This is a genomic window from Streptomyces sp. NBC_01515, assembly GCF_045040345.1.
Classification (GTDB): Bacteria; Actinomycetota; Actinomycetes; order Streptomycetales; family Streptomycetaceae; genus Streptomyces.
Genome location: NZ_CP109416.1, coordinates 4,683,098 through 4,704,333 on the forward strand (window position 1 = coordinate 4,683,098; position 21,236 = coordinate 4,704,333).

The 21,236-nt window shown below is 69.0% G+C and carries 23 protein-coding genes and 1 tRNA gene; 12 read left to right on the forward strand and 12 right to left on the reverse strand.

The annotated features are described in order from the left end of the window. Positions 1-131: 131 nt before the first annotated feature. Positions 132-605, forward strand: a complete 474-nt coding sequence (locus OG407_RS20810) for an SsgA family sporulation/cell division regulator (protein WP_328683000.1) — start codon at positions 132-134, stop codon at positions 603-605. Between the two features lie 70 nt (positions 606-675). Here OG407_RS20810 and OG407_RS20815 read toward each other — a convergent pair whose 3' ends face one another. Further along, complete coding sequence (locus tag OG407_RS20815) at positions 676-2,082, reverse strand: FAD-binding oxidoreductase (protein WP_405860096.1); 1,407 nt, start codon at positions 2,080-2,082, stop codon at positions 676-678. A gap of 92 nt (positions 2,083-2,174) precedes the next feature. Here OG407_RS20815 and OG407_RS20820 point away from each other — a divergent pair, with 92 nt between their 5' ends. Continuing rightward, positions 2,175-3,641 carry a tetratricopeptide repeat protein gene (locus OG407_RS20820; RefSeq protein WP_405860098.1) on the forward strand — a complete coding sequence of 489 codons (1,467 nt, stop codon included), beginning with the start codon at positions 2,175-2,177 and terminating at the stop codon, positions 3,639-3,641. Positions 3,642-3,694: 53 nt separating this feature from the next. On the opposite strand, the gene OG407_RS20825 is transcribed toward OG407_RS20820, so the two are convergent. Continuing rightward, on the reverse strand, positions 3,695-4,561 hold the full coding sequence (locus OG407_RS20825; protein WP_405860100.1) for a Teichoic acid biosynthesis protein C (Precursor): 867 nt from the start codon (positions 4,559-4,561) through the stop codon (positions 3,695-3,697). Positions 4,562-4,593: 32 nt separating this feature from the next. Further along, positions 4,594-5,739: a 4-hydroxyphenylpyruvate dioxygenase gene (gene hppD, locus OG407_RS20830; protein ID WP_405860102.1), complete on the reverse strand. Its 1,146-nt coding sequence runs from the start codon at positions 5,737-5,739 to the stop codon at positions 4,594-4,596. A gap of 126 nt (positions 5,740-5,865) precedes the next feature. Between hppD and OG407_RS20835 the strand changes: the two genes are divergently transcribed. From OG407_RS20835 to OG407_RS20865, 7 genes are all read left to right on the forward strand, one after another. Further along, complete coding sequence (locus OG407_RS20835; protein WP_318016612.1) at positions 5,866-6,357, forward strand: Lrp/AsnC family transcriptional regulator; 492 nt, start codon at positions 5,866-5,868, stop codon at positions 6,355-6,357. Positions 6,358-6,369: 12 nt separating this feature from the next. Continuing rightward, positions 6,370-7,017: an ABC transporter permease gene (locus OG407_RS20840; protein ID WP_318016613.1), complete on the forward strand. Its 648-nt coding sequence runs from the start codon at positions 6,370-6,372 to the stop codon at positions 7,015-7,017. Next, positions 7,010-8,299, forward strand: coding sequence for a betaine/proline/choline family ABC transporter ATP-binding protein (locus tag OG407_RS20845; RefSeq protein ID WP_405860105.1), 1,290 nt, complete (start codon positions 7,010-7,012; stop codon positions 8,297-8,299). Before OG407_RS20840 ends, OG407_RS20845 begins: the two co-directional genes overlap by 8 nt. After that, positions 8,296-9,099, forward strand: a complete 804-nt coding sequence (locus OG407_RS20850) for an ABC transporter permease (protein WP_405860107.1) — start codon at positions 8,296-8,298, stop codon at positions 9,097-9,099. Before OG407_RS20845 ends, OG407_RS20850 begins: the two co-directional genes overlap by 4 nt. Then, complete coding sequence (locus OG407_RS20855; protein ID WP_405860109.1) at positions 9,096-10,052, forward strand: glycine betaine ABC transporter substrate-binding protein; 957 nt, start codon at positions 9,096-9,098, stop codon at positions 10,050-10,052. Before OG407_RS20850 ends, OG407_RS20855 begins: the two co-directional genes overlap by 4 nt. An 81-nt stretch (positions 10,053-10,133) precedes the next feature. After that, entirely contained in the window at positions 10,134-10,706 is a 573-nt protein-coding gene (locus OG407_RS20860) for an ArsR/SmtB family transcription factor (RefSeq protein ID WP_405860111.1), read from the forward strand. A gap of 16 nt (positions 10,707-10,722) precedes the next feature. Next, positions 10,723-10,914, forward strand: a complete 192-nt coding sequence (locus tag OG407_RS20865; protein WP_405860113.1) for a hypothetical protein — start codon at positions 10,723-10,725, stop codon at positions 10,912-10,914. On the opposite strand, the gene OG407_RS20870 is transcribed toward OG407_RS20865, so the two are convergent. The 6 genes from OG407_RS20870 to OG407_RS20895 all read right to left on the reverse strand — a co-directional run bounded on the left by OG407_RS20870 (position 10,911) and on the right by OG407_RS20895 (position 17,053). Continuing rightward, complete coding sequence (locus OG407_RS20870) at positions 10,911-11,705, reverse strand: S16 family serine protease (RefSeq protein WP_405860115.1); 795 nt, start codon at positions 11,703-11,705, stop codon at positions 10,911-10,913. The two genes, OG407_RS20865 and OG407_RS20870, sit on opposite strands and share 4 nt — an antisense overlap. Before the next feature lie 131 nt (positions 11,706-11,836). Further along, on the reverse strand, positions 11,837-12,478 hold the full coding sequence (locus tag OG407_RS20875) for an IclR family transcriptional regulator (protein ID WP_033286087.1): 642 nt from the start codon (positions 12,476-12,478) through the stop codon (positions 11,837-11,839). A 354-nt stretch (positions 12,479-12,832) separates the two neighbouring features. Further along, positions 12,833-14,632 (reverse strand): DEAD/DEAH box helicase, encoded by a 1,800-nt coding sequence (locus OG407_RS20880; RefSeq protein WP_405860117.1) that lies wholly within the window; start codon positions 14,630-14,632, stop codon positions 12,833-12,835. Positions 14,633-14,782: 150 nt separating this feature from the next. Further along, positions 14,783-15,196, reverse strand: a complete 414-nt coding sequence (locus OG407_RS20885; protein WP_405860119.1) for a type II toxin-antitoxin system death-on-curing family toxin — start codon at positions 15,194-15,196, stop codon at positions 14,783-14,785. Continuing rightward, positions 15,193-15,423 carry a hypothetical protein gene (locus OG407_RS20890; RefSeq protein ID WP_405860121.1) on the reverse strand — a complete coding sequence of 77 codons (231 nt, stop codon included), beginning with the start codon at positions 15,421-15,423 and terminating at the stop codon, positions 15,193-15,195. The genes OG407_RS20885 and OG407_RS20890 overlap by 4 nt, the downstream gene beginning before the upstream one ends. A gap of 145 nt (positions 15,424-15,568) precedes the next feature. After that, positions 15,569-17,053, reverse strand: a complete 1,485-nt coding sequence (locus OG407_RS20895; RefSeq protein ID WP_405860123.1) for an MFS transporter — start codon at positions 17,051-17,053, stop codon at positions 15,569-15,571. A gap of 207 nt (positions 17,054-17,260) precedes the next feature. Here OG407_RS20895 and OG407_RS20900 point away from each other — a divergent pair. Both OG407_RS20900 and OG407_RS20905 read left to right on the forward strand, forming a co-directional pair. Further along, positions 17,261-17,335, forward strand: a tRNA-Cys gene (locus tag OG407_RS20900). A gap of 124 nt (positions 17,336-17,459) precedes the next feature. After that, positions 17,460-18,590 carry a tyrosine-type recombinase/integrase gene (locus OG407_RS20905; RefSeq protein WP_405860125.1) on the forward strand — a complete coding sequence of 377 codons (1,131 nt, stop codon included), beginning with the start codon at positions 17,460-17,462 and terminating at the stop codon, positions 18,588-18,590. 136 nt (positions 18,591-18,726) lie between these two features. Here OG407_RS20905 and OG407_RS20910 read toward each other — a convergent pair whose 3' ends face one another. Beyond that, entirely contained in the window at positions 18,727-19,137 is a 411-nt protein-coding gene (locus tag OG407_RS20910; protein ID WP_405860127.1) for a hypothetical protein, read from the reverse strand. Between the two features lie 69 nt (positions 19,138-19,206). After that, positions 19,207-20,433 carry a helix-turn-helix domain-containing protein gene (locus OG407_RS20915; RefSeq protein ID WP_405860129.1) on the reverse strand — a complete coding sequence of 409 codons (1,227 nt, stop codon included), beginning with the start codon at positions 20,431-20,433 and terminating at the stop codon, positions 19,207-19,209. 78 nt (positions 20,434-20,511) lie between these two features. Between OG407_RS20915 and OG407_RS20920 the strand changes: the two genes are divergently transcribed. Next, positions 20,512-20,709 (forward strand): hypothetical protein, encoded by a 198-nt coding sequence (locus tag OG407_RS20920; RefSeq protein WP_405860131.1) that lies wholly within the window; start codon positions 20,512-20,514, stop codon positions 20,707-20,709. A 16-nt stretch (positions 20,710-20,725) separates the two neighbouring features. Here the strand turns inward: OG407_RS20920 and OG407_RS20925 are convergent, their stop codons facing one another. Next, the gene (locus OG407_RS20925; RefSeq protein WP_405860133.1) at positions 20,726-20,956 is read right to left on the reverse strand and encodes a GntR family transcriptional regulator; all 231 of its coding nucleotides are present in this window, start codon (positions 20,954-20,956) and stop codon (positions 20,726-20,728) included. Between the last annotated feature and the right edge of the window lie 280 nt (positions 20,957-21,236).

A 21,236-nucleotide genomic window follows, 5' to 3' on the forward strand; every position in this document is an offset into this window, starting at 1 on the left:
GCCCCGCGAAGCCTTCGTGACGCACCACGGAAAAAAAAGATGCCCGAACTCGCGTAATGCTTCCGCCCGCACGCCCTCTCCACTCGTACGGGCCCACCGCGGGGCCCAGTCAGCGAGAGGAGACACACGTCATGCACACAGTCGTAGAGCGGGAGTTGGAGCTCAAACTCATCCTGTCGCCGGAGCGCAGCATTCCGGTCCCGGCCCGGCTGAGCTACCGCACCGACGACCCGTACGCCGTCCACATCTCCTTCCACATCAACTCCGAGCACCCCGTGCACTGGACGTTCGCCCGCGAACTCCTCGTCGAGGGCGTGTTCCGGCCATGTGGGCACGGGGACGTGCGGGTGTGGCCGACGAAGGTGGAGCGGCGCAGTGTCGTCCTGATGGCGCTGAGTTCACCCGACGGGGACGCCCTGCTGGAGGCCCCGTCGGCGCAGGTGTCGGCGTGGCTGGAGCGCACCCTCCGGGTGGTCCCTCCGGGCTCTGAGGCCGAGCAGCTCGGCATCGACGCCGGCCTGGCCGAGCTGCTCGCACCGACCCCGGCCGACGATCTGTGGCTGCGCGACCCGTGGCCGTCGGACGAGTCGCGGGACGGGGAGTGAGTTCAGGAAATGTGACACTCGACCCCCCAAGTGTCACATTCTGTCGGGAAGGGGTGCCCGGCGCCCGCCGTCAGAACAGCTTGCCGGGGTTGAGGATCCCCAGCGGGTCGAAGGTCGCCTTGACCGCCCGCTGCATCTCGACGCCCACCGGGCCGATCTCGCGGGCCAGCCACTCCTTCTTCAGGACGCCGACGCCGTGTTCGCCGGTGATGGTGCCGCCGAGCTCCAGGCCGAGGGCCATGATCTCGTCGAAGGACTCGCGGGCGCGCCGGGACTCGTCGGCGTCCTGCGCGTCGAAGCAGACGGTGGGGTGCGTGTTGCCGTCACCGGCGTGCGCGCAGACGCCGATCGTCAACCGGTACTTCTCACCGATCCGTTCCACCCCTTCGAGCATCTCGCCGAGCCGGGACCGGGGCACGCACACGTCGTCGATCATCGTCGTGCCCTTGACCGCCTCCAGCGCCGTGAGCGACAACCGCCGCGCCTGGAGCAGCAGTTCGGACTCGGCCGCGTCCTCGGCGGGCACCACCTGCGTGGCTCCGGCCGCCTCGCACAGGGCTCCTACGGCGGCCAGGTCGGCGGCCGGGTCCAGCGTGTCGAAGGCGGCGAGCAGCAGCGCCTCGGTGCTCTCCGGCAGTCCCATGTGGGCCAGGTCGTTGACGGCCTTGACGGTCGTACGGTCCATCAGTTCGAGGAGGGACGGCACGTGCCCGCCCGCCATGATCCGGCACACGGCGTCGCACGCGGCCGCCGCGGACCCGAACTCGGCGGCCAGCACGAGCTGTTGGGGCGGCTGTGGCTTCAGCGCCAGGGTCGCCTTGACGACGATCCCGAGCGAGCCCTCCGAGCCGACGAACAGCCGGGTCAGGTCGTACCCAGCGACGCCCTTGGCCGTACGCCGGCCGGTGCTCATCAGCCGCCCGTCGGCGAGGACGACGTCCAGGCCGAGGACGTACTCGGCCGTCACCCCGTACTTCACGCAGCACAGCCCGCCGGACGCGGTGCCGATGTTGCCGCCGATCGTGCACATCTCCCAACTGGAGGGATCCGGCGGGTAGTAGAGGCCGTGCTCGTTGACCGCGCGGGAGAGGGTCGCGTTGATGACGCCGGGCTCGACGACCGCGATGCGGTCGACCGGGCTGATCTCCAGGATGCGGTCCATCTTGACGAGGGACAGCACGATGCAGCCCTCGGAGGCGTTGGCCGCGCCGGACAGGCCCGTGCGGGCGCCCTGCGGGACGACCGGGAGACGCAGTTCGGTGGCGACGCGCATGACGTGCTGGACCTGTTCGACCATGCGCGGCAGCACGACGACGGCGGGGGTGCCGGACGGGCAGAAGCTCGCCATGTCGTTGGCGTACGAGGCCGTGACGTCCGGGTCGGTCAGGACGGCCTCGGCGGGCAGCCCGGCCAGCAGCCGGTCGACGAGGGTCCCGGTGTCCTGGTCGCGAGGCGCTTCGATACGGCTCATGATCACAGCGTCGCACTCGCGGCCATCGGTGTGAACCCCGTCCGCGCGCGGCTTTGGGTGCCGGGAGGTGGTCGTCGTACTGACGCACAGTGAGCGCCATGGAGAACGAACAGCGGGGCCCCGGTACGTCCCTGGTGGCGGAGGCGCCCAGGCGCCGCTCCCCCGTTCCGCGCCGGCTGCTGATCGCCGCGGTCGCCGGGTGTGCCGTGGTCGGCGGGCTGCTGTGGCTGCTGCCCGAGGAGCCGCGTCCGGCGCCGCCGCCCGCGCCGGGACCCAAGGCGCAGGCGCTGAGCGCGGTCACCGCGGGGGTACCGGCCGCGCTGCCCGACCTGGCCGCGCTGATCGGCGACCGCGAGACGCGGGTACGGGTCCATCCGAGGGACGCTCGATCGTGGGCGGTGCTCGGCTCGGCCTATGTGGAGCAGGGGCGGCGGACCGGGGACACCCTGTACTACCCGAAGGCCGAGGAGGCTCTCCGTACCTCGCTGAAGGTGCGCGCGAAGGGCAACGACGCGAGCGCCGTCGCGATGGACGGCCTGGCCGCCCTCGCCAACGAACGGCGGGACTTCCGCGCGGCGCGCACCTGGGGCGAGGCCGCGGTGAAGGCGGCGCCGAGGCGGTGGACGACGTATCCGCTGCTGATCGACGCGTACACCGGCCTCGGCGACTACAAGGCGACTCAGCGCACCCTCGAAAAGCTGCTGGAGCTGCACACCGGCCCGGCCGTGATGGCGCGGGCCGCCGCCGTCTACCGCGACCGGGGCTGGCGCGAGGACGCCGCCGCCCAGCTCGCCGACGCGGCGGCGAAGGCCACCGCCCCGGCGGAGCAGGCCGCCTGGCTGCAGCGCGCCGGCGAGCTGGCCTGGGAACGCGGGGACCGTGAGGTCGCGCTACGGCACTTCGAGGCGGCCGTACGGCTCGACCCGGACCAGCGGGAGGCGCTCGCGGGTGAGGGGCGCGCGCTGGCGGCGCTGGGCCGCACCTCGGAGGCCCTGAACGCGTACCAGGTCGCCCTCGCCAAGCAGCCGACCCCCCAATACGCCCTGGAACTGGGCGAGTTGTACGAGTCGCTCGGACTCACGCAGGCCGCCCGCGTCCAGTACGACACCCTGCGCGCCCTCGCCGCCAAGGACGCGGCGGCGGGGGTCGACGACGAGCTGGTCCTCGGCGTGTTCGAGGCGGACCACGGCGACGCCCAGGACGCCGTACGGCGGCTGCGGGCCGAGTGGACGCGGCAGCCGGGCATCCCGGTGGCCGACGCGCTGGGGTGGGCGCTGCACCGGGCCGGGCAGGACGAGGAGGCGCTGAAGTTCGCGTCGGCGGCGACGGACAAGGTGCACGGGGGCGGGGTGCGGGACGCGCTGTACGCGTTCCACCGGGGCATGATCGAGAAGGAGTTGGAGAAGTTCGCGTCCGCGCGACGGCATCTCCAGGAGGCGTTGCAGATCAACCCGTACTTCTCACCGCTGCGGGTGCCGCTGGCGCAGGCGGCGCTGGCGACGCTGGGCGAGCCGCCCAACGAGCCCCTGCCGACGGACAAGGAGCCGCAGGAGAAGACGAGTTGAGCGCGTCGCGGATGACCGGTGCGGCCGACTTCGCCACCGGACCCGCCTGGCCGCTACGGCTTGTGGCAGAGGGAGAACTTCCGTGCCCCCGCCTCCCCGGACGCGAAGCCGACGCACAGGCGGGTGCGGGGCTTGGTGCGGACGGCGAGGCCCTCAGGTTCGCGGTAGGTGAGGGTGTAGGCGGCCTCCGTGCGGGACTGCTGGACGAGTTCGCCGGTGCGGATGTCGAGGCAGGAGACGTAGGCGTTGCCGTGTTTCGCGGGCGGGTTGGTGGTGGAGTCGTAGGCGGTTCCGGCGAGTTGGTAGAGGTAGTCGCCGTCGAGGGCGTAGCCCTGGAACGGGATCGCCGGGTTCGGGTGGGCGCCGGTCTGGGCTATGTCGGCCAGCGGAGTGGCGTAGTCGCGGGCTACGAAGGCGTCCAAGTCCCAGACCCTGTAACGGGGTTGGTTGGCGATGCGGTAGCGGATCGCCAGGCGCTTCGACGTCATGCAGACCGTGGGCTGGTTGTTGGTGGAGTTCGCGATCGGCTTGCGGACGGCGACGTCGGCGGAGGTGCGGGTGGCGCCGTCGGCGAAGTGGAAGCGGGTGACGGCCTGGCCGTAGGCACCGCCCGAACCGGTCTTCGCGGCGGCCTCGGTCCAGATCCAGACGTCGCCGTCGGCGGTGTTCTGCACGCCCATGCTGACGCCGTGCCCGAAGCCCTGGAGGTGCATGTGGCCGAGCGCCCTGCCCGTGTAGTCGAGCTGGTTGAGGCAGAGGTTGCCGGTGTCGGCGCCGCCGGTTCTCAACTGGAGGACGTACAGGCGCTGGTGGACCTCGTCGAGGGCGAACGACTGGAGGACCGTGGGCTCGTGCAAGGTGCCCTTCTGCCACAGCCAGCGCAGCGCCGGTGCGGACAGGTCGATCGGCGCGACGGCCACGGTCCTCCCAAGTCCCTTGCGGGACCCGTGCGTTACAGGTTGCCCCGCTTCTCCTGCTCCCGCTCGATCGCCTCGAACAGCGCCTTGAAGTTGCCCTTGCCGAAGCCCATCGAGCCGTGTCGCTCGATGAGTTCGAAGAACACCGTAGGCCGGTCCTGGACCGGCTTGGTGAAGATCTGGAGAAGGTATCCGTCCTCGTCGCGGTCGGCGAGGATCTTCAGCTCGCGCAGGGTGTCGACGGGGACGCGGGTGTCGCCGACCCACTCGCCGAGGGTGTCGTAGTAGGAGTCGGGGGTGTCGAGGAACTTCACTCCGGCCGCGCGCATCGTCCGTACGGTCTGCACGATGTCGTTGGTGTTGAGCGCGATGTGCTGGACGCCCGCGCCGCCGTAGAACTCCAGGTACTCGTCGATCTGCGACTTCTTCTTCGCGACGGCGGGCTCGTTGATCGGGAACTTGACCTTCAGCGTGCCGTCGGCGACGACCTTCGACATCAGCGCGCTGTACTCGGTCGCGATGTCGTCGCCCACGAACTCCTTCATGTTCGTGAAGCCCATGACCTTGTTGTAGAAGCCGACCCACTCGTTCATGTGGCCGAGCTCGACGTTGCCGACGCAGTGGTCGATCGCCTGGAAGGTGCGGTGGGCGGGGGCCGCGACGAGCGGTTCGGCGGGGGCGAAGCCGGGGAGGTACGGGCCGTCGTAGCCCGTGCGCTCGACGAGCGTGTGGCGGGTCTCGCCGTAGGTGGCGATGGCGGCGAGGACGACCGAGCCGTTCTCGTCCTTCAGCTCGTACGGCTCGGCGAGGGAGCGGGCGCCGTGCTCGACGGCGTAGGCGTACGCGGCGCGCGCGTCCGGCACCTCGATGGCGAGGTCGACGACGCCGTCGCCGTGCTCGGCGACGTGCCGGGTGAGGAACTCGCCCCAGGGGGTGGCGGGCTTGATGACGGAGGTGAGGACGAAGCGGGCGGAGCCGTTGGTGAGCACGTACGAGGCGGTCTCGCGGCTGCCGTTCTCCGGCCCGGAGTAGGCGACCAGCGTCATGCCGAAGGCCGTGGAGTAGTAGTGCGCCGCCTGCTTGGCGTTGCCCACGGCGAAGACGACCGCGTCCATTCCCTTCACCGGGAAGGGGTCGGCCTGCCGGGCGGTGTCGGGGGTGTGGTGAGTGGTCTGGGTCATGGGCGAAGGCTCCCGCTCCTCCGCAAGGTGCGCAATAGTTCGCGTATTCGCTGGGCATCTTGTTCAGTGGTACGACCGTTTCGGCGGGCTTTCTGTACAGGATGACCATCCTCGGAGGCGGACACCATGGGCATCGATCGTCTCGACGGCCGGATCATCGTGCTGCTGGCGGAGGAACCGCGGATCGGGGTGCTGGAGATGTCCCGGCGGCTGGGGGTGGCCCGCGGGACGGTGCAGGCGCGGCTGGACCGGCTTCAGTCGAATGGCGTCATCCGGGGATTCGGCCCGCAGGTCGATCCGGCGGCGCTCGGCTACCCGGTCACGGCGTTCGCGACGCTGGAGATCCGGCAGGGGCAAGGCCCGGACGTCCGGGCGCACTTGGCGACCGTCCCCGAGGTACTCGAACTGCACACCACCACCGGCAGCGGGGACATGCTGTGCCGGCTCGTGGCCCGGTCGAACGCCGATCTCCAGCGGGTCATCGACCGGGTTGTCGGTTTTGATGGCATTGTCCGGGCCGCCACCGCCATCGTCATGGAGAACCCCGTTCCGCTGCGGATCATCCCGCTGGTGAAACAGGCGGCGGAAGACCCGGAAGGGACGACCTGGCCGACGTAGGGGTGTGGGCATGTGAGCTTCTGGGAGTACGTGGGCAACCGGCACCAGCAGCTGCTCACCGACGCCTACCAGCACGCCAGCGCGGTCTTCCAGTGCATGGTCGTGGCCACGCTGATCGGTGTGGTGATCGGGGTCGTCACATATCGGAGCGAGTGGGCGGGCAACCTCGCCACCACGGCCACGTCGACCATTTTGACCATTCCGTCGCTCGCCATGATCGGTCTGCTCATTCCGATCGTCGGGCTGGGCGTTCCGCCCACGGTGATCGCTCTGACCCTGTACGGCCTGCTGCCGATCGTCCGGAACTCGATCGTGGGCCTGCGCGGGGTCGACCCGTCCCTCGTGGACGCGGCGAAGGGCATCGGGATGTCCCGGCTCGCGCGGCTCCTGCGGGTCGAACTGCCGTTGGCCTGGCCGCCGATCCTGACCGGAATCCGGGTCTCCACCCAGATGCTGATGGGCATCGCGGCCATCGCGGCGTACGCCTCCGGGCCCGGCCTCGGCAACGAGATCTTCCGCGGGATCGGGTCGCTGGGCAGCAAGAACGCCCTCAACCAGGTGCTCGCGGGCACGCTCGGGATCATCGTCCTGGCGCTGCTGTTCGACGCCGCGTACGTCCTTCTCGGACGGCTGACCATTCCCAGGGGGATCCGTGCCTGAGCCATCCGCGTCCGAGCGGTCCGCATCCGAACGGTCCGCGTCCGAGCCGGCGACCGCGACCTCCGGTGCCTCCATCGAGCTGGAGAACCTGACCAAGCGGTATCCGGGCAGCGCCGACCCGGCCGTCGAGAGCGTCAACATGGAGATCAAGGCGGGTGAACTCGTCGTCTTCGTGGGGCCGTCCGGCTGCGGGAAGTCCACGACGCTCAAGATGATCAACCGGCTGATCGAACCGACCGGCGGCCGGATCCGCATCGGTGGCGAGGACGTCACCGACATCGACCCGGTGAAGCTGCGCCGCAAGGTCGGCTACGCGATCCAGTCGAGCGGTCTCTTCCCGCACATGACCGTCGCCCAGAACATCGCGCTCGTGCCGAAGATGATCGGCTGGTCCAAGTCCCGGATCAGGAACCGGGTGGAGGAGATGCTCGACCTGGTCGGTCTTGACGCCGGCGAGTTCCAGGGCCGCTATCCGCGCCAGCTCTCCGGCGGTCAGCAGCAACGCGTTGGCGTGGCGCGGGCGTTGGCGGCGGATCCGCCGGTGCTGCTGATGGACGAACCGTTCGGCGCGGTCGACCCGATCACCCGCGATCACCTCCAGGACGAGTTGATCAGGCTCCAGCACGAACTGCACAAGACGATCGTCTTCGTCACCCACGACTTCGACGAGGCGATCAAACTGGGCGACCGGATCGCGGTGTTGCGCGAACGCTCGCACATCGCGCAGTTCGACACCCCGGAGGCGATCCTCACCAACCCGGCGGACGACTTCGTGTCCGGGTTCGTGGGCGCCGGGGCGGCCCTGAAGCGGCTGAACCTGACCCGCGTACGGGACGTGGAGATCACCGACTACCCGACGGTCACCGTCGACGACCCGCTCCAGACCATCTTCGACAAGCTCCGGGACAGCGGCACCAACGAGATCCTCCTCCTCGACAAGCGGGGCCGGCCCTACAAGTGGCTGCGGCGCGGCGACATGATGCGCGCCAAGGGGTCGCTCGCCCGGGCGGGCACGCTGGTCAGCGACACGGTGACGCGGGACGCGACGCTCCGGGACGCGCTGGAGGCGGTGCTCACGGACAACGCGGGGCGGGTCGCGGTCACCGGGCGGCGCGGCGAGTACACCGGCGTCGTCGACATGGAGACGCTGATGAACTCCGTGCACGAACTCCTGGAGGCCGACCGGCTGGAGGCGATGGAGGGCCGGCACGAGCTGGAGGAGGCCCGGGCCCTCCAGACGCACGCCGAGCAGGAAGGCGCCGGCGGGGAGGAGAAGGCGTGACCACTCCCGAGCTGGAAGAGGAGACGGAAGTCGAGGCCCCGCCGCCCGCGACCCCGGCCAAACGCCGGATCACCTGGCAGAAGCTGACGTTCCTGCCCGCCGCGCTGGTGGCGATCCTGCTGGCGACCTGGCTGTGGTTCAACCAGGCCCACCTGGACGCCATTTCGGAGAACGCGATCTCCAACGGCCAGGTGTCCAAGGCTCTTTGGCAGCACGTCCAACTGACCGTGATCTCCACGTTCTTCGTGCTGATCATCGCGATCCCGCTGGGCATCCTGCTGACCCGGAGGGCGTTCCGCAAGGCCGCCCCGGTGGCGATGACCTTCGCCAACATGGGCCAGGCCACCCCGGCGATCGGCCTGTTGGCCCTCCTGGTGATCTGGCTCGGCACCGGCGAGAAGGCGGCCCTGATCGGCATCATCATCTACGCCGTCCTGCCGGTCCTGTCCAACACCATCGCGGGCCTGAAGGCCAACGACCCCACCCTCCTCGAAGCGGCCCGAGGCATCGGCATGTCCCAACTCGGCGTCCTGGCAAAGGTGGAGCTGCCGCTCGCCGTCCCGCTGATCCTGGCCGGTGTCCGAACCGCCCTGGTCCTCAACGTCGGTACGGCCACCCTGGCGACCTTCGGCGGGGGCGGCGGCCTGGGCGTCCTGATCACCACCGGCATCACCACCCAGCGCATGCCGGTCCTGGTCCTCGGCTCGATCCTCACGGTCAGTCTCGCCCTGCTCGTGGACTGGCTGGCCTCCCTGGCCGAACTCCTGCTGCGGCCAAGGGGATTGGAGGCGGGCTCATGAGGCGCACCTGTCTGCTGCTGGCCGGGACGCTGGTCGTCGTCTCCGGCTGCGGACTGACCAGCGGTTCCCCGATGGTCGACGACGTCAGCCCCGGCACGGTCGGCAGGGGCGAGCCCCTCAAGGGCGCCCATCTCACCGTCACGTCAAAGGAGTTCACCGAGCAGCTCATCCTCGGCGCGATGATGGGCATCGCCTTCGAGGCGGCCGGCGCGGACGTCCTCGACCGGACCGGCATCCAGGGTTCGATCGGAGCGCGGGAGGCCGTCAAGTCCGGTGACGCGGACGGGATGTACGAGTACACCGGCACCGCGTGGATCACCTACCTCGGCAACAGCAAGCCGATCACCGACCCGATGAAGCAGTGGCAGGCGGTACGGGACGCGGACCTGAAGAACGGCATCACCTGGCTGCCTCCCTCCGCCCTGAACAACACCTACGCGCTCGCGATGAACCAGGCCAACTTCAAGAAGTACGGCACGAAGACGCTCTCCGAGGTGGCCGCGCTGGCGAAGAAGGACCCGGGCGCGGTGACGGTGTGCGTGGAGAGCGAGTTCGCCAACCGCGCGGACGGGATGCCGGGCATGGAGAAGGCGTACGGCATGAACCTCCCCGCGAAGAACATCACGCAGATGGACACCGGGATCATCTACACCCAGGTGAAGAAGGGGAGTTGCACGTACGGCGAGGTCTTCACCACCGACGGCCGCATCAAGTCCATGAACCTCGCGGTGATGGCCGACGACAAGAAGTTCTTCCCCAACTACAACGCGGCGCCCGAGATCAACACGAAGGCGTTGAAGAAGTGGCCGGCGATCGCGAGGGTCCTGGACCCCGTGACGAAGAAGCTGAACAACACGGTGGCGCGGACGCTGAACGCGAAGGTGGATGTCGACGGGGAGGATCCGCATCAGGTGGCGTTGGACTGGATGAAGGCGGAGGGGTTGGTCAAGTAGGGCCGCCGGGGGGCGAGTTCCAAAGGATCGGTTGCAAAGAACCCGTTGCAACTGGTCCTTTGCAACGCTATCTTTGTACTCATGTACGAGCCCGAACCGTCCAAGTACCGCAATCTCGACGCCCGTTCGCTGCGCGGGATCGCCCATCCGCTGCGGATGCAGTTGCTGAACGCGCTGCGACGGTCCGGACCGGCCACCGCGTCGATGCTCGCCGAGCGGCTGGGCGAGTCCAGCGGGGCGACCAGCTACCACCTCCGCCAGCTGGCCACGCACGGGTTCGTCGAAGACGCCCCGGAGCGCGGCAAGGGGCGCGAGCGCTGGTGGCAGGCGGTCGAGCAGGGCATCGGATTCGACGAGAACCTGCTCATCGACGCCGACCCGGCGGTGCGTGGCGCGGCCGACACCTTCCTGCACGAGGTGGCGACCACCCACGCCCGTGAACTGTCGACCTGGGTCGGCACCCGCGAGGACTGGCTGCCCAAGTGGTCCCACTCGACCGACATGAGCGACTGGACCGTGCGGCTGACACCCGAGCGCACCCGTGAACTCGTCGGAAAAATGCACGAGTTGCTCGAAAGCTATGAGGACGAGAACGCGCCCGAAGCAGAACAGGTGCGCTTCCACCTGCACGCCTTCCCGACCGAATCAGAGTGAGACGAGGCAGACCCCGATGCACCCGGAAACCCACCTCCAGTTGCACCACGCCCGCGCCGCCGAACTCCAGGCCGAGGCCGCGGCCCATCGCCTCGCCGCCCGGGCCAGGCACCCCCGCGAACTCCGCACCCGCCTCGGCTGGACCCTCGTAGAACTGGGTCTGCGACTGGCCGCCACCCCCGGCGGTACGAAGCCGGCGCTCGCCTAACAGCCAGGCACGGACCCCTTACCCGTCTCCAGCGCCTCCAGCGCAGACACCGCGCCCTTCAGCGAGGTCACCGCGACGAGTCGTAGCCCCTTGGGCAGTTCGGACTTGGCGTCCGAGCACTCGGCCTTCGGGACCAGGAACACCGTCGCGCCGTCACGTCGCGCGGCCTGGGTCTTGAGGGCCACTCCCCCGACCGCGCCGACCGTGCCGTCGGTGCCGATCGTCCCCGTACCGGCGATGGTGCGACCGCCGGTCAGGTCGCCGCCGCTGCCGTCGCCGTTCAGCTTGTCGATGATGCCCAGGGTGAACAGCAGGCCCGCGCTGGGGCCGCCGACGTCCGCCAGCGTGAGGGTGACCTTGACCTTCTTGTCGCTGAGGTTCAGGTAGTTGAGCGCGGCGGTGGTCGCGTCGTCCTGCGACTCCTGCATCTGCTCCGTGTTGTGCCGCTCGATCTCCTTGACGCTGTTGCCGCTCGGGTAGACCGAGTCACGCGGCATGACCGCTCGATCGGTACGGAACCAGCTGTCGATCACATCGCTCAACGACACACGTTGATCGGGCCCGGTCGCCTCGATCGTCGTCATGCGCAACTGACCGCTCGTCGTGCGCACCGGCGCCCCGGAGATCGTGATCACCGGGGTGCCCTTGTTCGCGCCGAGCACGTTCGCGGTCAGACCGGGCTGCGCCAGCGAGAACGGCAGCGGCGCGAAGCCCGCCGTGGCGAGCAGTGCCACGACGGGCAGGGCGCAGACGGCTACGGCCTGGGGGCGCGTGAGGCGAGAGAGGAGCACGGGATCAATCTAACGCGACGGCCACTTTCGGCCGGGCGCCGGTCACCCCATGCCTGTAAACGACCCCATGCCCGTGAACGACCTCAGGCCTCATACGCCTCAGGCCCCATGCACCTCAAGCCTCACGCGCCTCAGCGCAACGCTTCCGCGACCTCGCGCGCCGCGTCGACGACCCGTGGTCCGACCCGCTCGGGCACCGCGTCGGCCAGCATCACGACGCCGACGCTGCCCTCGACCCCCGTGACGCCCAGCAGCGGAGCCGCGGCACCGCTCGCGCCGGCCTCCAACTCGCCGTGCGTCAGGGTGTATCCGGGTTCGTCCGCGGCCTGGTGCCGGGCGGCGAGGATCGCGCGGCCCGCGGCTCCCCTGTCCAGGGGATGGCGGAAGCCGGCGCGGTAGGCCACGTGGTAGTCGGTCCAGGTCGGCTCGACCACCGCGACGGCGAGGGCGTCCGCCCCGTCGACCAGGGTGAGGTGAGCGGTCGCCCCGATGTCCTCGGCCAGCGAACGCAGCGCGGGGAGCGCTGCCTCCCGTACGAGGGGATGCACCTGGCGGCCGAGCCGCAGCACCCCGAGCCCGACGCGGGCCCGGCCGCCGAGATCACGGCGTACGAGTGCGTGCTGTTCGAGGGTGGCCAGCAACCGGTACACGACGGTCCGGTTGACGCCCAGTTTGTTGGACAGTTCGGTGACGGTCAGCCCGTGGTCCGTATCGGCCAGCAGTTTGAGGACGCGCAGTCCCCGGTCGAGCGTCTGGGAGGTCTCCGCGGTCACGACGCCCACTCCTTAAGTGGTGAGGTCGGCGGCCCCCTAGCGGCGGATGCGTCACCGAGTCCCGTCAGTGACGCGCTTCAGAGGCCGCCGATCGGCGAGGCGGCCCGGCGTGTCCGGGCCCAGTCGCTTCACGGCTGCGCTCCGCGGCGGCGCTGCCACGGGGCGTGTGCGTAGCGGGACACTAGCGAAGGCGGTTCGCTGAGCGGAAGTCTCCGTCCAGAATCCGGTCACCGACTGGTACGGACCGGTTCCCTTCATGTCGATATGTCATGACTTGCGAGCCACCCCTGCGCAGATTCCGCACAGATGTGCGGGTCGGACGGGGGCACGAGCGGGGTCGGTCGGTGCAGTCGGTCAGTGCATGCGCGTGGCCCACTCCTGAACCTTCGCGATGCGCTGCCGCAGCTGCCCGGCCGTGGCCTCGGCGCTCGGCGGACCGCCGCAGGTGCGGCGCAGCTCGGTGTGGATGACGCCGTGCGGCTTGCCGGTCTGGTGGACGTACGCGGAGACCATGGTGTTGAGCGACTTCCGCAGCTCCATCATCTCCTTGTGGGAGACGACGGGCCGCCGCTCGGCGGGCAGTTCGAGCAGGTCGGCTTCCCCGTCCGGCTTCTTGCGGCTGTGCGCGATCTGCCGGGCCTGCCGCTTCTGGAGCAGCATCTGCACCTGGTCGGGTTCGAGGAGTCCGGGGATGCCGAGGTAGTCCTGCTCCTCCTCGCTCCCCGGGTGCGCCTGCATGCCGAACTCGGCGCCGTCGTAGAGCACCCGGTCGAAGACGGCCTCGGACTCCAGGGCCTCGAAGGCGAACTGCTCCTGCTCGCCGGTGTCCTCGTCCTGCTCCTTGTTCGCCTCCTCCATCTCCTTCTCGGACTCGGCGTACGGGTCCTCCTCGCCCTCCTTCTTCGGCTTGTCGAGGGCGTGGTCGCGCTCGACCTCCATCTCGTTGGCGAAGGTGAGGAGGTCCGGGACGGTCGGCAGGAAGACGGAGGCGGTCTCGCCGCGCCGCCGGGACCGCACGAAGCGCCCGACGGCCTGGGCGAAGAAGAGGGGCGTGGAGATGGTGGTGGCGTACACCCCGACGGCGAGCCGCGGCACGTCGACGCCCTCCGACACCATCCGCACCGCGACCATCCACCGGTCGTTGCTCGCCGCGAAGTCGTCGATGCGCTTGGAGGCACCGGTGTCGTCCGACAACACGACGGTCGCCTTGCTGCCGGTGATCTCGCGGATCAGCTTGGCGTAGGCACGCGCGGAGTCCTGGTCGGTGGCGATGACGAGGGCACCGGCGTCCGGGATGCCCTTCCTGACCTCGGTCAGCCGCTGGTCGGCGGCGCGCAGCACGCTCGGCATCCACTCACCGCGCGCGTCCAGCGCCGTACGCCAGGCCTGGCTGATCGCGTCCTTCGTCATCGGCTCGCCGAGCCGCGCGGCGATCTCGTCACCGGCCTTGGTCCGCCAGCGCATGTTGCCGCTGTAGGAGAGGAAGATGACGGGCCGCACGACACCGTCGCTGAGCGCGGAGCCGTAGCCGTAGGTGTAGTCGGCGGAGGACCGCCGAATCCCGTCATTCCCTTCCTCATACGTGACGAAGGGAATGGGATTGGTGTCGGACCGGAACGGCGTACCGGTGAGTGCCAGGCGGCGCGTGGCCGGCTCGAAGGCTTCGAGGCACGCCTCGCCCCAGGACTTGGAGTCACCGGCGTGGTGGATCTCGTCGAGGATGACGAGGGTCTTGCGCTGCTCGACACGGTTGCGGTGCAGCATCGGCCTTACGCCGACGCCGGCGTACGTGATCGCGACACCGTCGTAGTCCTTGCCGAGCGGCCCCGCGCTGTACTCCGGGTCGAGTTTGATCCCTATCCGCGCGGCGGCTTCCGCCCACTGCTTCTTCAGGTGCTCGGTCGGCGCGACCACGGTCACCTGCTGCACGACATGGTGGTGCAGCAGCCAGGAGGCAAGGGTGAGCGCGAAGGTCGTCTTGCCGGCACCGGGGGTCGCGACCGCGAGGAAGTCCCGCGGCTGCTCCTGGACATACCTGTCCATCGCGCCCTGCTGCCAGGCACGCAGCTTGCCGGCGGTGCCCCAGGGGGCGCGGCCGGGAAAGGCGGGAGAGAGGTGGTGGGAGCTGGCGGAGGAGGCGGCGGTGGTAGTCACGGTCTCCGGTTCGGGAGTAGGGCGGCTCGGCTGCGTAGGGCATCGGCTACGTCGGCGACGTCGGCTACGTATGACAACCGGGCCACCCTACCGGCGGGGTGGCGGTGTCACCGTGCGGACTGCGCCGGGGTGGCGGGGGTGGGACTGAGGTCACATCGGCTGTCCGGCGAGGCCTCGTAGCACCTCCGCGATCACCTCCACGTCCCCCTCCGCCCCCGAGGCCACGTCGATGACCAGGTCGTATGCCCTGTCCTGGTCCACGTCGGCGAGATCGACCCCGTTGACGGCGAGGAAGGCCGCGGCGGCGAGCCATGCGGTGCGCTTGTTGCCGTCGACGAGGGGGTGGTTCGTGGCGAGGGCGTGGAGAAGAGCGGCGGCCTGCTCGTACAGATCCGCGTAGGCCGCCGTACCGAACATACGAGCGCGCGGCCGATGAACCGCCGAGGCGAGCAGTCCCGGCTCACGCACCTCGGGCGCCCGACCGCCGAAGGCGATCCGCGCGACGTCGGTCACCTCGCCGACGGTGAGGTGACGACGGCTGGAGGCGCTGGAGTCGTACGTCATTCGCCGAGTCTCCTCAACAACTCGGCATGCTCGACGGCAAGCCGCCCGGCCGCCGCCCGCACCGGCGCACCCTCCTCATCCAGATATCTGCCTACGGCGTCCCGCACGAGGTCCTCCGGCGGCCGGCCGGTGGCGTCGGCGAGGTCGTCGAGGGCCTGCCGGAGGGCGGGGTCGAGATCGAGATCGAGGTGGGGTTGGAGTCGAGGTCGGGAGGTCGGCTGGTGCATGGGGCGAGGGTAGAGGCGGCGATCACCGGCAGGCGACGGAATATCACCGGGATCCCGCTTCCCGCTCTACGGCTCACCGCTCCTTAGCTGTTCCCCCGGACCCAGGTCGTCACCCACGCCCCCCACCGAACGGCACCACGCGACGTCACCGCGATTCCGTCCGCACCCGCGTAGTCACTTCCGTCCGCACCCGCGTGGTCACCCAGGCCCCCGCCAACGCCACCCCCGCCATCGGCAGGAACACGGCCGCGAACGCCCCCGGATGCCCCCCACCACCCGCCGAACCGACGACATGCCCCACCGTGCCCCCGCCCAACGCCCCGAAGGCCGCCCCGCCGACGGAGAGCAGCACGACATTCGACAGCCCATCGGAGATCTGCAACGCGGCGGAGTTGGACCCGGCCTCCGCCGGAGCGGACAGCTGGAGCAGCAGCACGCTGGTGGAGGAGATCACCAGCCCCATCCCGAAACACCCGAACGCCCAGGCGACGGCGACGATCCACACGGGCACGGCATGGATGAGGACACTCGGCGCCCCGGCGATGGCGGCAGCCACCAGCACCATCCCGACGGTCATCAGCCGTTCCCGATACGGCTCGACCCGCGCCCGGGACTGCACCCACGACCCGAGCGCCCACGTCCCGCCGCCCGCCGCGAGCGAGAACCCGGCCAAGGTCGGCGACAGCCCCCGCTGCGTGACGAGCATCAACGGCACGAAGGACTCCGCCGAGATGAACGACCCCGCGGCCACCCCGCGCAACAACACGACCGAGGGCAGCCCCCGCGCCGCCCGATACGTCCCCCGCGGCAACAGCCCGAGCACGGCGGGCACGAGCAGCGCGACACCGGCGGCAGCGGGGAGAAGCGAGAACCACGTCACATCCTGAGCGGCGTACTGAAAGAGCCCGGCGCCGACCGAGATCCCGAGGGCAAGCCGAATACGCCGCCGGTCGAAGGACCCGGACGACCGCTGATCCTGTTCCGATACGGGCCCGGCCGCCCGTCGCCGTATCTGAGGAAGGGCAAGCGCGAGCGGAAAGACGACAAGCACGGGAATCCCGAGGAACACCCACCGCCACCCGAGATGCTCCGTCACGGCCCCGGAGGCGAGCGGCCCGACAACGGACGGCACCACCCAACTCGCCGCGAACGCGGCCATGATGGCGGGCCGCAACCGCTCCGGATAAGCCCGCCCGACGACGACATACAGAGCGACGATGACCAGCCCGCCCCCCAGCCCCTGCACGGCCCGCCCCAGAATGAACACCCACATGACCTGAGCGGTCCCGGCCACCACCAGCCCGACGGCGAAGGCCCCGATCCCACTGGTCAACGCCCCGAGCGGCCCCCGCCGATCCGACCACTGCCCGGCGAACACCATCCCGAACAGACTGGTCGTGAAGTACCCGGAGAACGCGAACGCGTACAACGACACCCCACCCAGCTCCCGAGCGGCGACCGGCATAGCCGTTCCAACTGCCGTCGCCTCAAAGGCGATCAGCAGCACAACGGACACGATCCCGACACTGAGCGCCCGATGCGACCGCCCCAACACGGAGTCACGACACTCGTCGGCCAGGTCAGAGGCGCTGTCGGTGACGCCGGCGTCACGAGGTTCAAGGACGGTCATGCCCGCCAGCGTAAGGTCCACAGGCCGGGTTGACCCCTGTCGGAGGATGGTCGAGGGCTGAGACCTTGGTCGTACGACCAGAGGTACCGGGGGCGACTCCCCAGGGCGCTCCCTCATTCATGAACGGCGTATGGCAGTCCCGTTGCACCACCCCCGGCCCCCTTGTCCGGGCCCACCCCTCGGCCCTACGGTCAACTCACCAAACACGGCCGTGTGCCCGAGTGGTTCAGGGACTCGCCTGCAAAGCGAGTTACGCGGGTTCGATTCCCGCCACGGCCTCCACTAGTAGCTTGATCTGCGTAAACGCGGAACAGTCAGTGCCATCCGGCTCTGTGACTCCTAGTCGTCATGGAGCCGGGTAAGTCGCTTGACGCTCTGGCTCCTCGAACCGAGGGAGCCATAGACCATGGCTGAGGCAGTACAGAGGGGTGCGCGCAAGAGCGCGCTACGCGCTCCTAGGCGAGTCGCCGAGAGCGCGACAGACACAGACACTCGTGCGCACTCTGCCGCGTCCGTACGTGCGCTCACGTCGCCCGAGGACGTCAGGGCAGCGCTCATCGGCGAACTCGACTTGCATCTGTCGACCACGACGAACAAGCACGGTCGCCCATTCCAGCGGAAGACGATCAACGCCTACGTCAACGCGGGCAAGGCACTCTCCTCGTGGATCGGCGCATCGCAGCACGTCAACGCGGTGGGTGTGGAAGTCACCTCGTTCACCGACGTGGATGTCTCGACAGCCAACGCGTTCTTCCGCTGGTGGTACCAGACCAAGGACGTGCCTAAGTCGCAGGACGGGAAAGGCGGATACACGGGCGGAGTCAACACAACGCAGCGGAACCTACGTGCGCTGTTCCTCTACCTCTCCGAGGAGTACGACCACCCGAACCCGTACGACGACCCGAAGTTCCACCGGTACGCGGCTCCGCAGCTCGGCAAGCCCAGGACGCTGTCCGAGGAGTTCATCCAGGACACGTTGGACATCACCGCGTGGGGACCAGGGCGAAAGGACTTCGAGACCACGCGGGACCACGCACTTCTCCGTGTGCTGACCGAGGGCCTACGCGCAGAGGAGATCCTGAACATCCGGGTCCAAGACCTGGATCTCCAGGGCGCTGTGCTCGTGGTCGTGCCGCTCAAGATGGACCGCAACTCTCTGGACGGCCGGGTCATTCCGCTACAGCCGTCCACGGTCAAGGCGCTCCAGCGGTACCTACGTCTCCGCCCCATGAACAAACGCCACACTGAACCGTGGCTCTGGCTCGGCCTCAACAACCGCCCACGGCTCGGTTACTCGGGTCTGTGGAACATGACCAAGCGGGTGGCAGAGCGAGCCGGGTACGACTCGGCCGAGGTGTCTCCGCACTGCTGGTGCCACTCCTGGGCTGACGACCTGAAGGCACGCGGCGTATCCGGCGAGCACATCATGGCCATCCGAGGGTGGAAGTCCCCCGCGATGCTGCGCAGGTACGGAGCCGACATGGCCAGTCAGCGCGCGGTCAACACCATGCACAACCTTGGCGACCGCTACGCCTGACCAGCCGTCCAACCGTCACCCACGGTAGATCGCCGGCTGAGCACTGAGTGACGACGTGGCACCCCCTCACGGAGCAGGGTGGGTGTGGAACGTTCATCACCTACGTTCCACACCCTCCTGCCGTGCTCCCCAGGGGCTACTCCGCCTGGGCCTTCCGACACTCCTGGTCGAGCACCTGGACTACTCGCTGTGGGCCGACTCGGTCGACTTTTGCCTGGGCGGCGTCGCGGTCAGCTTGAGGCAATGTCTCGTCGTGGACGATAGCCAACTGTTCGGCCCCGGCCTGGAAATCGGTGACAGCGTTGGACAAGCGGTTCCAGCGGCCGTCATCTCTCGCGGCTCGGGCTACTTGGTTCGCAGTCTTGTTGAGGTCGACCGCAAGTTTGGTCCAATCCTCGGAGGACCATTCGGCATCGTCGGATTCGTCAGCCCCGGTATACGTGCCGTCCGTGTACCCCATGTCACTGCACGCCTGCCGCACACTGGCCAGCGCGTCGTAGCCTTTGCCCCCGCAGGCAGCCAAGGCCAAGCCAACCGCGAGAGCCACGCTGAGTCTTCGCACCCTCACCAAAATCACCCCACCCCTTGGAGCGTGCTCCCCAGCACGCACGCGGCTCTACGCCGCGTTGTCGGCAAGGAGCGTAGCGACCTCTGGCACGTCGCCGTACTCCTGGAGCCGAGACAGCACGACGCGGACCCGTTCGGCTGTGCGCTCCGAGGCCACGTCTGCCGCTATGCGGATCACGCGCTCGGCTACGGCTGCCGCCTCTTCCGGCTCGTTCGCGTCAGCCAGCGCTATGGCGAGCCACGACAGGTACAGCGCCATCTCTCGCGTGTGCGTGGCGTCGTAACCAGAGAGCACGTCGCGGAGTAGCGGCACCGCTCGCAGGGGCCTGTGAAGCTCCGTATAGACCCGCGACTCCATGACCTGTAGTTCGCCCGCGTCCACCCAGTACAGATAGGACGGCGGCTCGTCCTCATCTCCGTCACCCTGCGCCAGTGCCGCCGACGCCTCGCCCAGTGCGCGCATGGCAGCACGAGCGTTTTCCGTACCGCCCGCTTGCGTGTGCGCCCACGCGACGCGGTCCCAGTACAGGGCACGAGCCTTACCCGGCGCGTCCTCTCCCGCGTCGTGGAGCGCAGCCTGAGCCAGCGTCAGGCCCTCGGCGATCTGCGCGGAGGAGCCGCTGTTGCTCATCTGGTAGGCGAGCGAGCCGCCCAGGTTCCCCGCGAGCGTGAGATCTCCGGCCTGCCTGGCTGCGCTGAGACCGAGACGGTAGATCCGCTCGGCTTCCTCGTGCTGCCCAGCGTCTGACGCGATCCATCCGGCGATCTGTGCAAGCTCTCCGATCTGGGCCAGGAGAGCGCGGCCGACCTCTTCCGTGTGCGTGTTCTCGCGGTACAGACGGACGGCCGAGCGCAGCTCTCGCAGAGCCGGGCCGATCAGGTCACCGCCCGCTAAAACGTCGTCAGCGAGGCGTAGCCCGTGGACGCGCTTCTGTAGGTCCGTCACCTCTCCCACACCCACCCGCCGAGGCGAGCGCACCGTGAGCAGGCTTAGCGGATCACCCTCAGGCAGGAAGTCATCCAGCGTCGGAACAGACGGTTGGGTGTGGGACTCGCCGTCTCCGTCCAACAGACGGGCGGCCAGCGCGACCACTTCGCCGCCCGTATCAAGTAAACGGTCCAGGCTCTCGGCCAGCTCTATGGACGGCATTTGCTTACCCGCGAGGACACGCGACAGGAACGCGTGGTCGTAGTTCATCAGCCGCGACGCAGCGCGGATCGACATGCGCCGTTCCCGTAACGCGGCTCTCACGCGCTGGCCGAACTCCCCGCTCATGCTGCCAGCGTAGACAGTCACCAGTCAGTCAACACCCAGTCACCAGAAGTGAGTGCTCCGAGCTTTCAGACTCGGACCATGAGCGAGCCGAAGCGATACCCGAGCGCGCCAGTGGTTCTGCCAGACCGCACGGCACAACTGGAGCCCACGCCAGTCGAGGGCTGCACGGAATGCCTGGAGTTGACGGAGGCACGGAGCCGAGCGAAGGCCACGGGTGACGGCACCACCGTGACCGACTGCAACGTCCTCATGGCCAGGCACCGCGACGGGCACTGAGTGATGACCGCCCCGCCTACTCGTCATCCTTCACGAACGAGCCTTGCCCGAGCACGGTGTAGAGCCGTCCCTCTTCACGCAGAGCGGCCACGGCTTTCTGCACCGTTGACGGCGCTACCTCCATCTCGGCGGCCAGCTCGTTCACGGCGGGGAACCGAGAGCCTTTCTCGTACTGGCCAGCGTCGAGACGGCGGCGCAGTTCGGCCGCGACCTGAGGCCATACCGGCTTGCTGCGGTCAAGATCCATGCCCACAAGCGTCCGCGAATGCGCGAGATCACGCGACCGCGTATACGCGAATGCGCGTATGCTCGAAAGCGCAGGAGCTTGACAGCACGACCAGCACCGCCAAAACGGAAGACCCCCGCGACTGCTCGAACAGTCCGGGGGCGTGGCCGATCACCCAAGGAGTGACCGACGTGCGAAGCCTACTGGCAGTCCTTCTCTCGTGGCTCATGCCATCGACCGGCAAGCGCCGTGCACAAGCTGTGCCGACCCAGCACCCCCTCACAGACGAACCGACCGCAAC

Coding starts and splice junctions, on each gene's coding strand:
- OG407_RS20810 (WP_328683000.1), top strand. CDS start 132: ATGCACACAGTCGTAGAGCGGGAGTTGGAGCTCAAACTCATCCTGTCG.
- OG407_RS20820 (WP_405860098.1), top strand. CDS start 2,175: ATGGAGAACGAACAGCGGGGCCCCGGTACGTCCCTGGTGGCGGAGGCG.
- hppD (WP_405860102.1), bottom strand. CDS start 5,739: ATGACCCAGACCACTCACCACACCCCCGACACCGCCCGGCAGGCCGAC.
- OG407_RS20835 (WP_318016612.1), top strand. CDS start 5,866: ATGGGCATCGATCGTCTCGACGGCCGGATCATCGTGCTGCTGGCGGAG.
- OG407_RS20855 (WP_405860109.1), top strand. CDS start 9,096: ATGAGGCGCACCTGTCTGCTGCTGGCCGGGACGCTGGTCGTCGTCTCC.
- OG407_RS20860 (WP_405860111.1), top strand. CDS start 10,134: ATGTACGAGCCCGAACCGTCCAAGTACCGCAATCTCGACGCCCGTTCG.
- OG407_RS20865 (WP_405860113.1), top strand. CDS start 10,723: ATGCACCCGGAAACCCACCTCCAGTTGCACCACGCCCGCGCCGCCGAA.
- OG407_RS20885 (WP_405860119.1), bottom strand. CDS start 15,196: ATGACGTACGACTCCAGCGCCTCCAGCCGTCGTCACCTCACCGTCGGC.
- OG407_RS20890 (WP_405860121.1), bottom strand. CDS start 15,423: ATGCACCAGCCGACCTCCCGACCTCGACTCCAACCCCACCTCGATCTC.
- OG407_RS20895 (WP_405860123.1), bottom strand. CDS start 17,053: ATGACCGTCCTTGAACCTCGTGACGCCGGCGTCACCGACAGCGCCTCT.
- OG407_RS20905 (WP_405860125.1), top strand. CDS start 17,460: ATGGCTGAGGCAGTACAGAGGGGTGCGCGCAAGAGCGCGCTACGCGCT.
- OG407_RS20915 (WP_405860129.1), bottom strand. CDS start 20,433: ATGAGCGGGGAGTTCGGCCAGCGCGTGAGAGCCGCGTTACGGGAACGG.
- OG407_RS20920 (WP_405860131.1), top strand. CDS start 20,512: ATGAGCGAGCCGAAGCGATACCCGAGCGCGCCAGTGGTTCTGCCAGAC.
- OG407_RS20925 (WP_405860133.1), bottom strand. CDS start 20,956: ATGGATCTTGACCGCAGCAAGCCGGTATGGCCTCAGGTCGCGGCCGAA.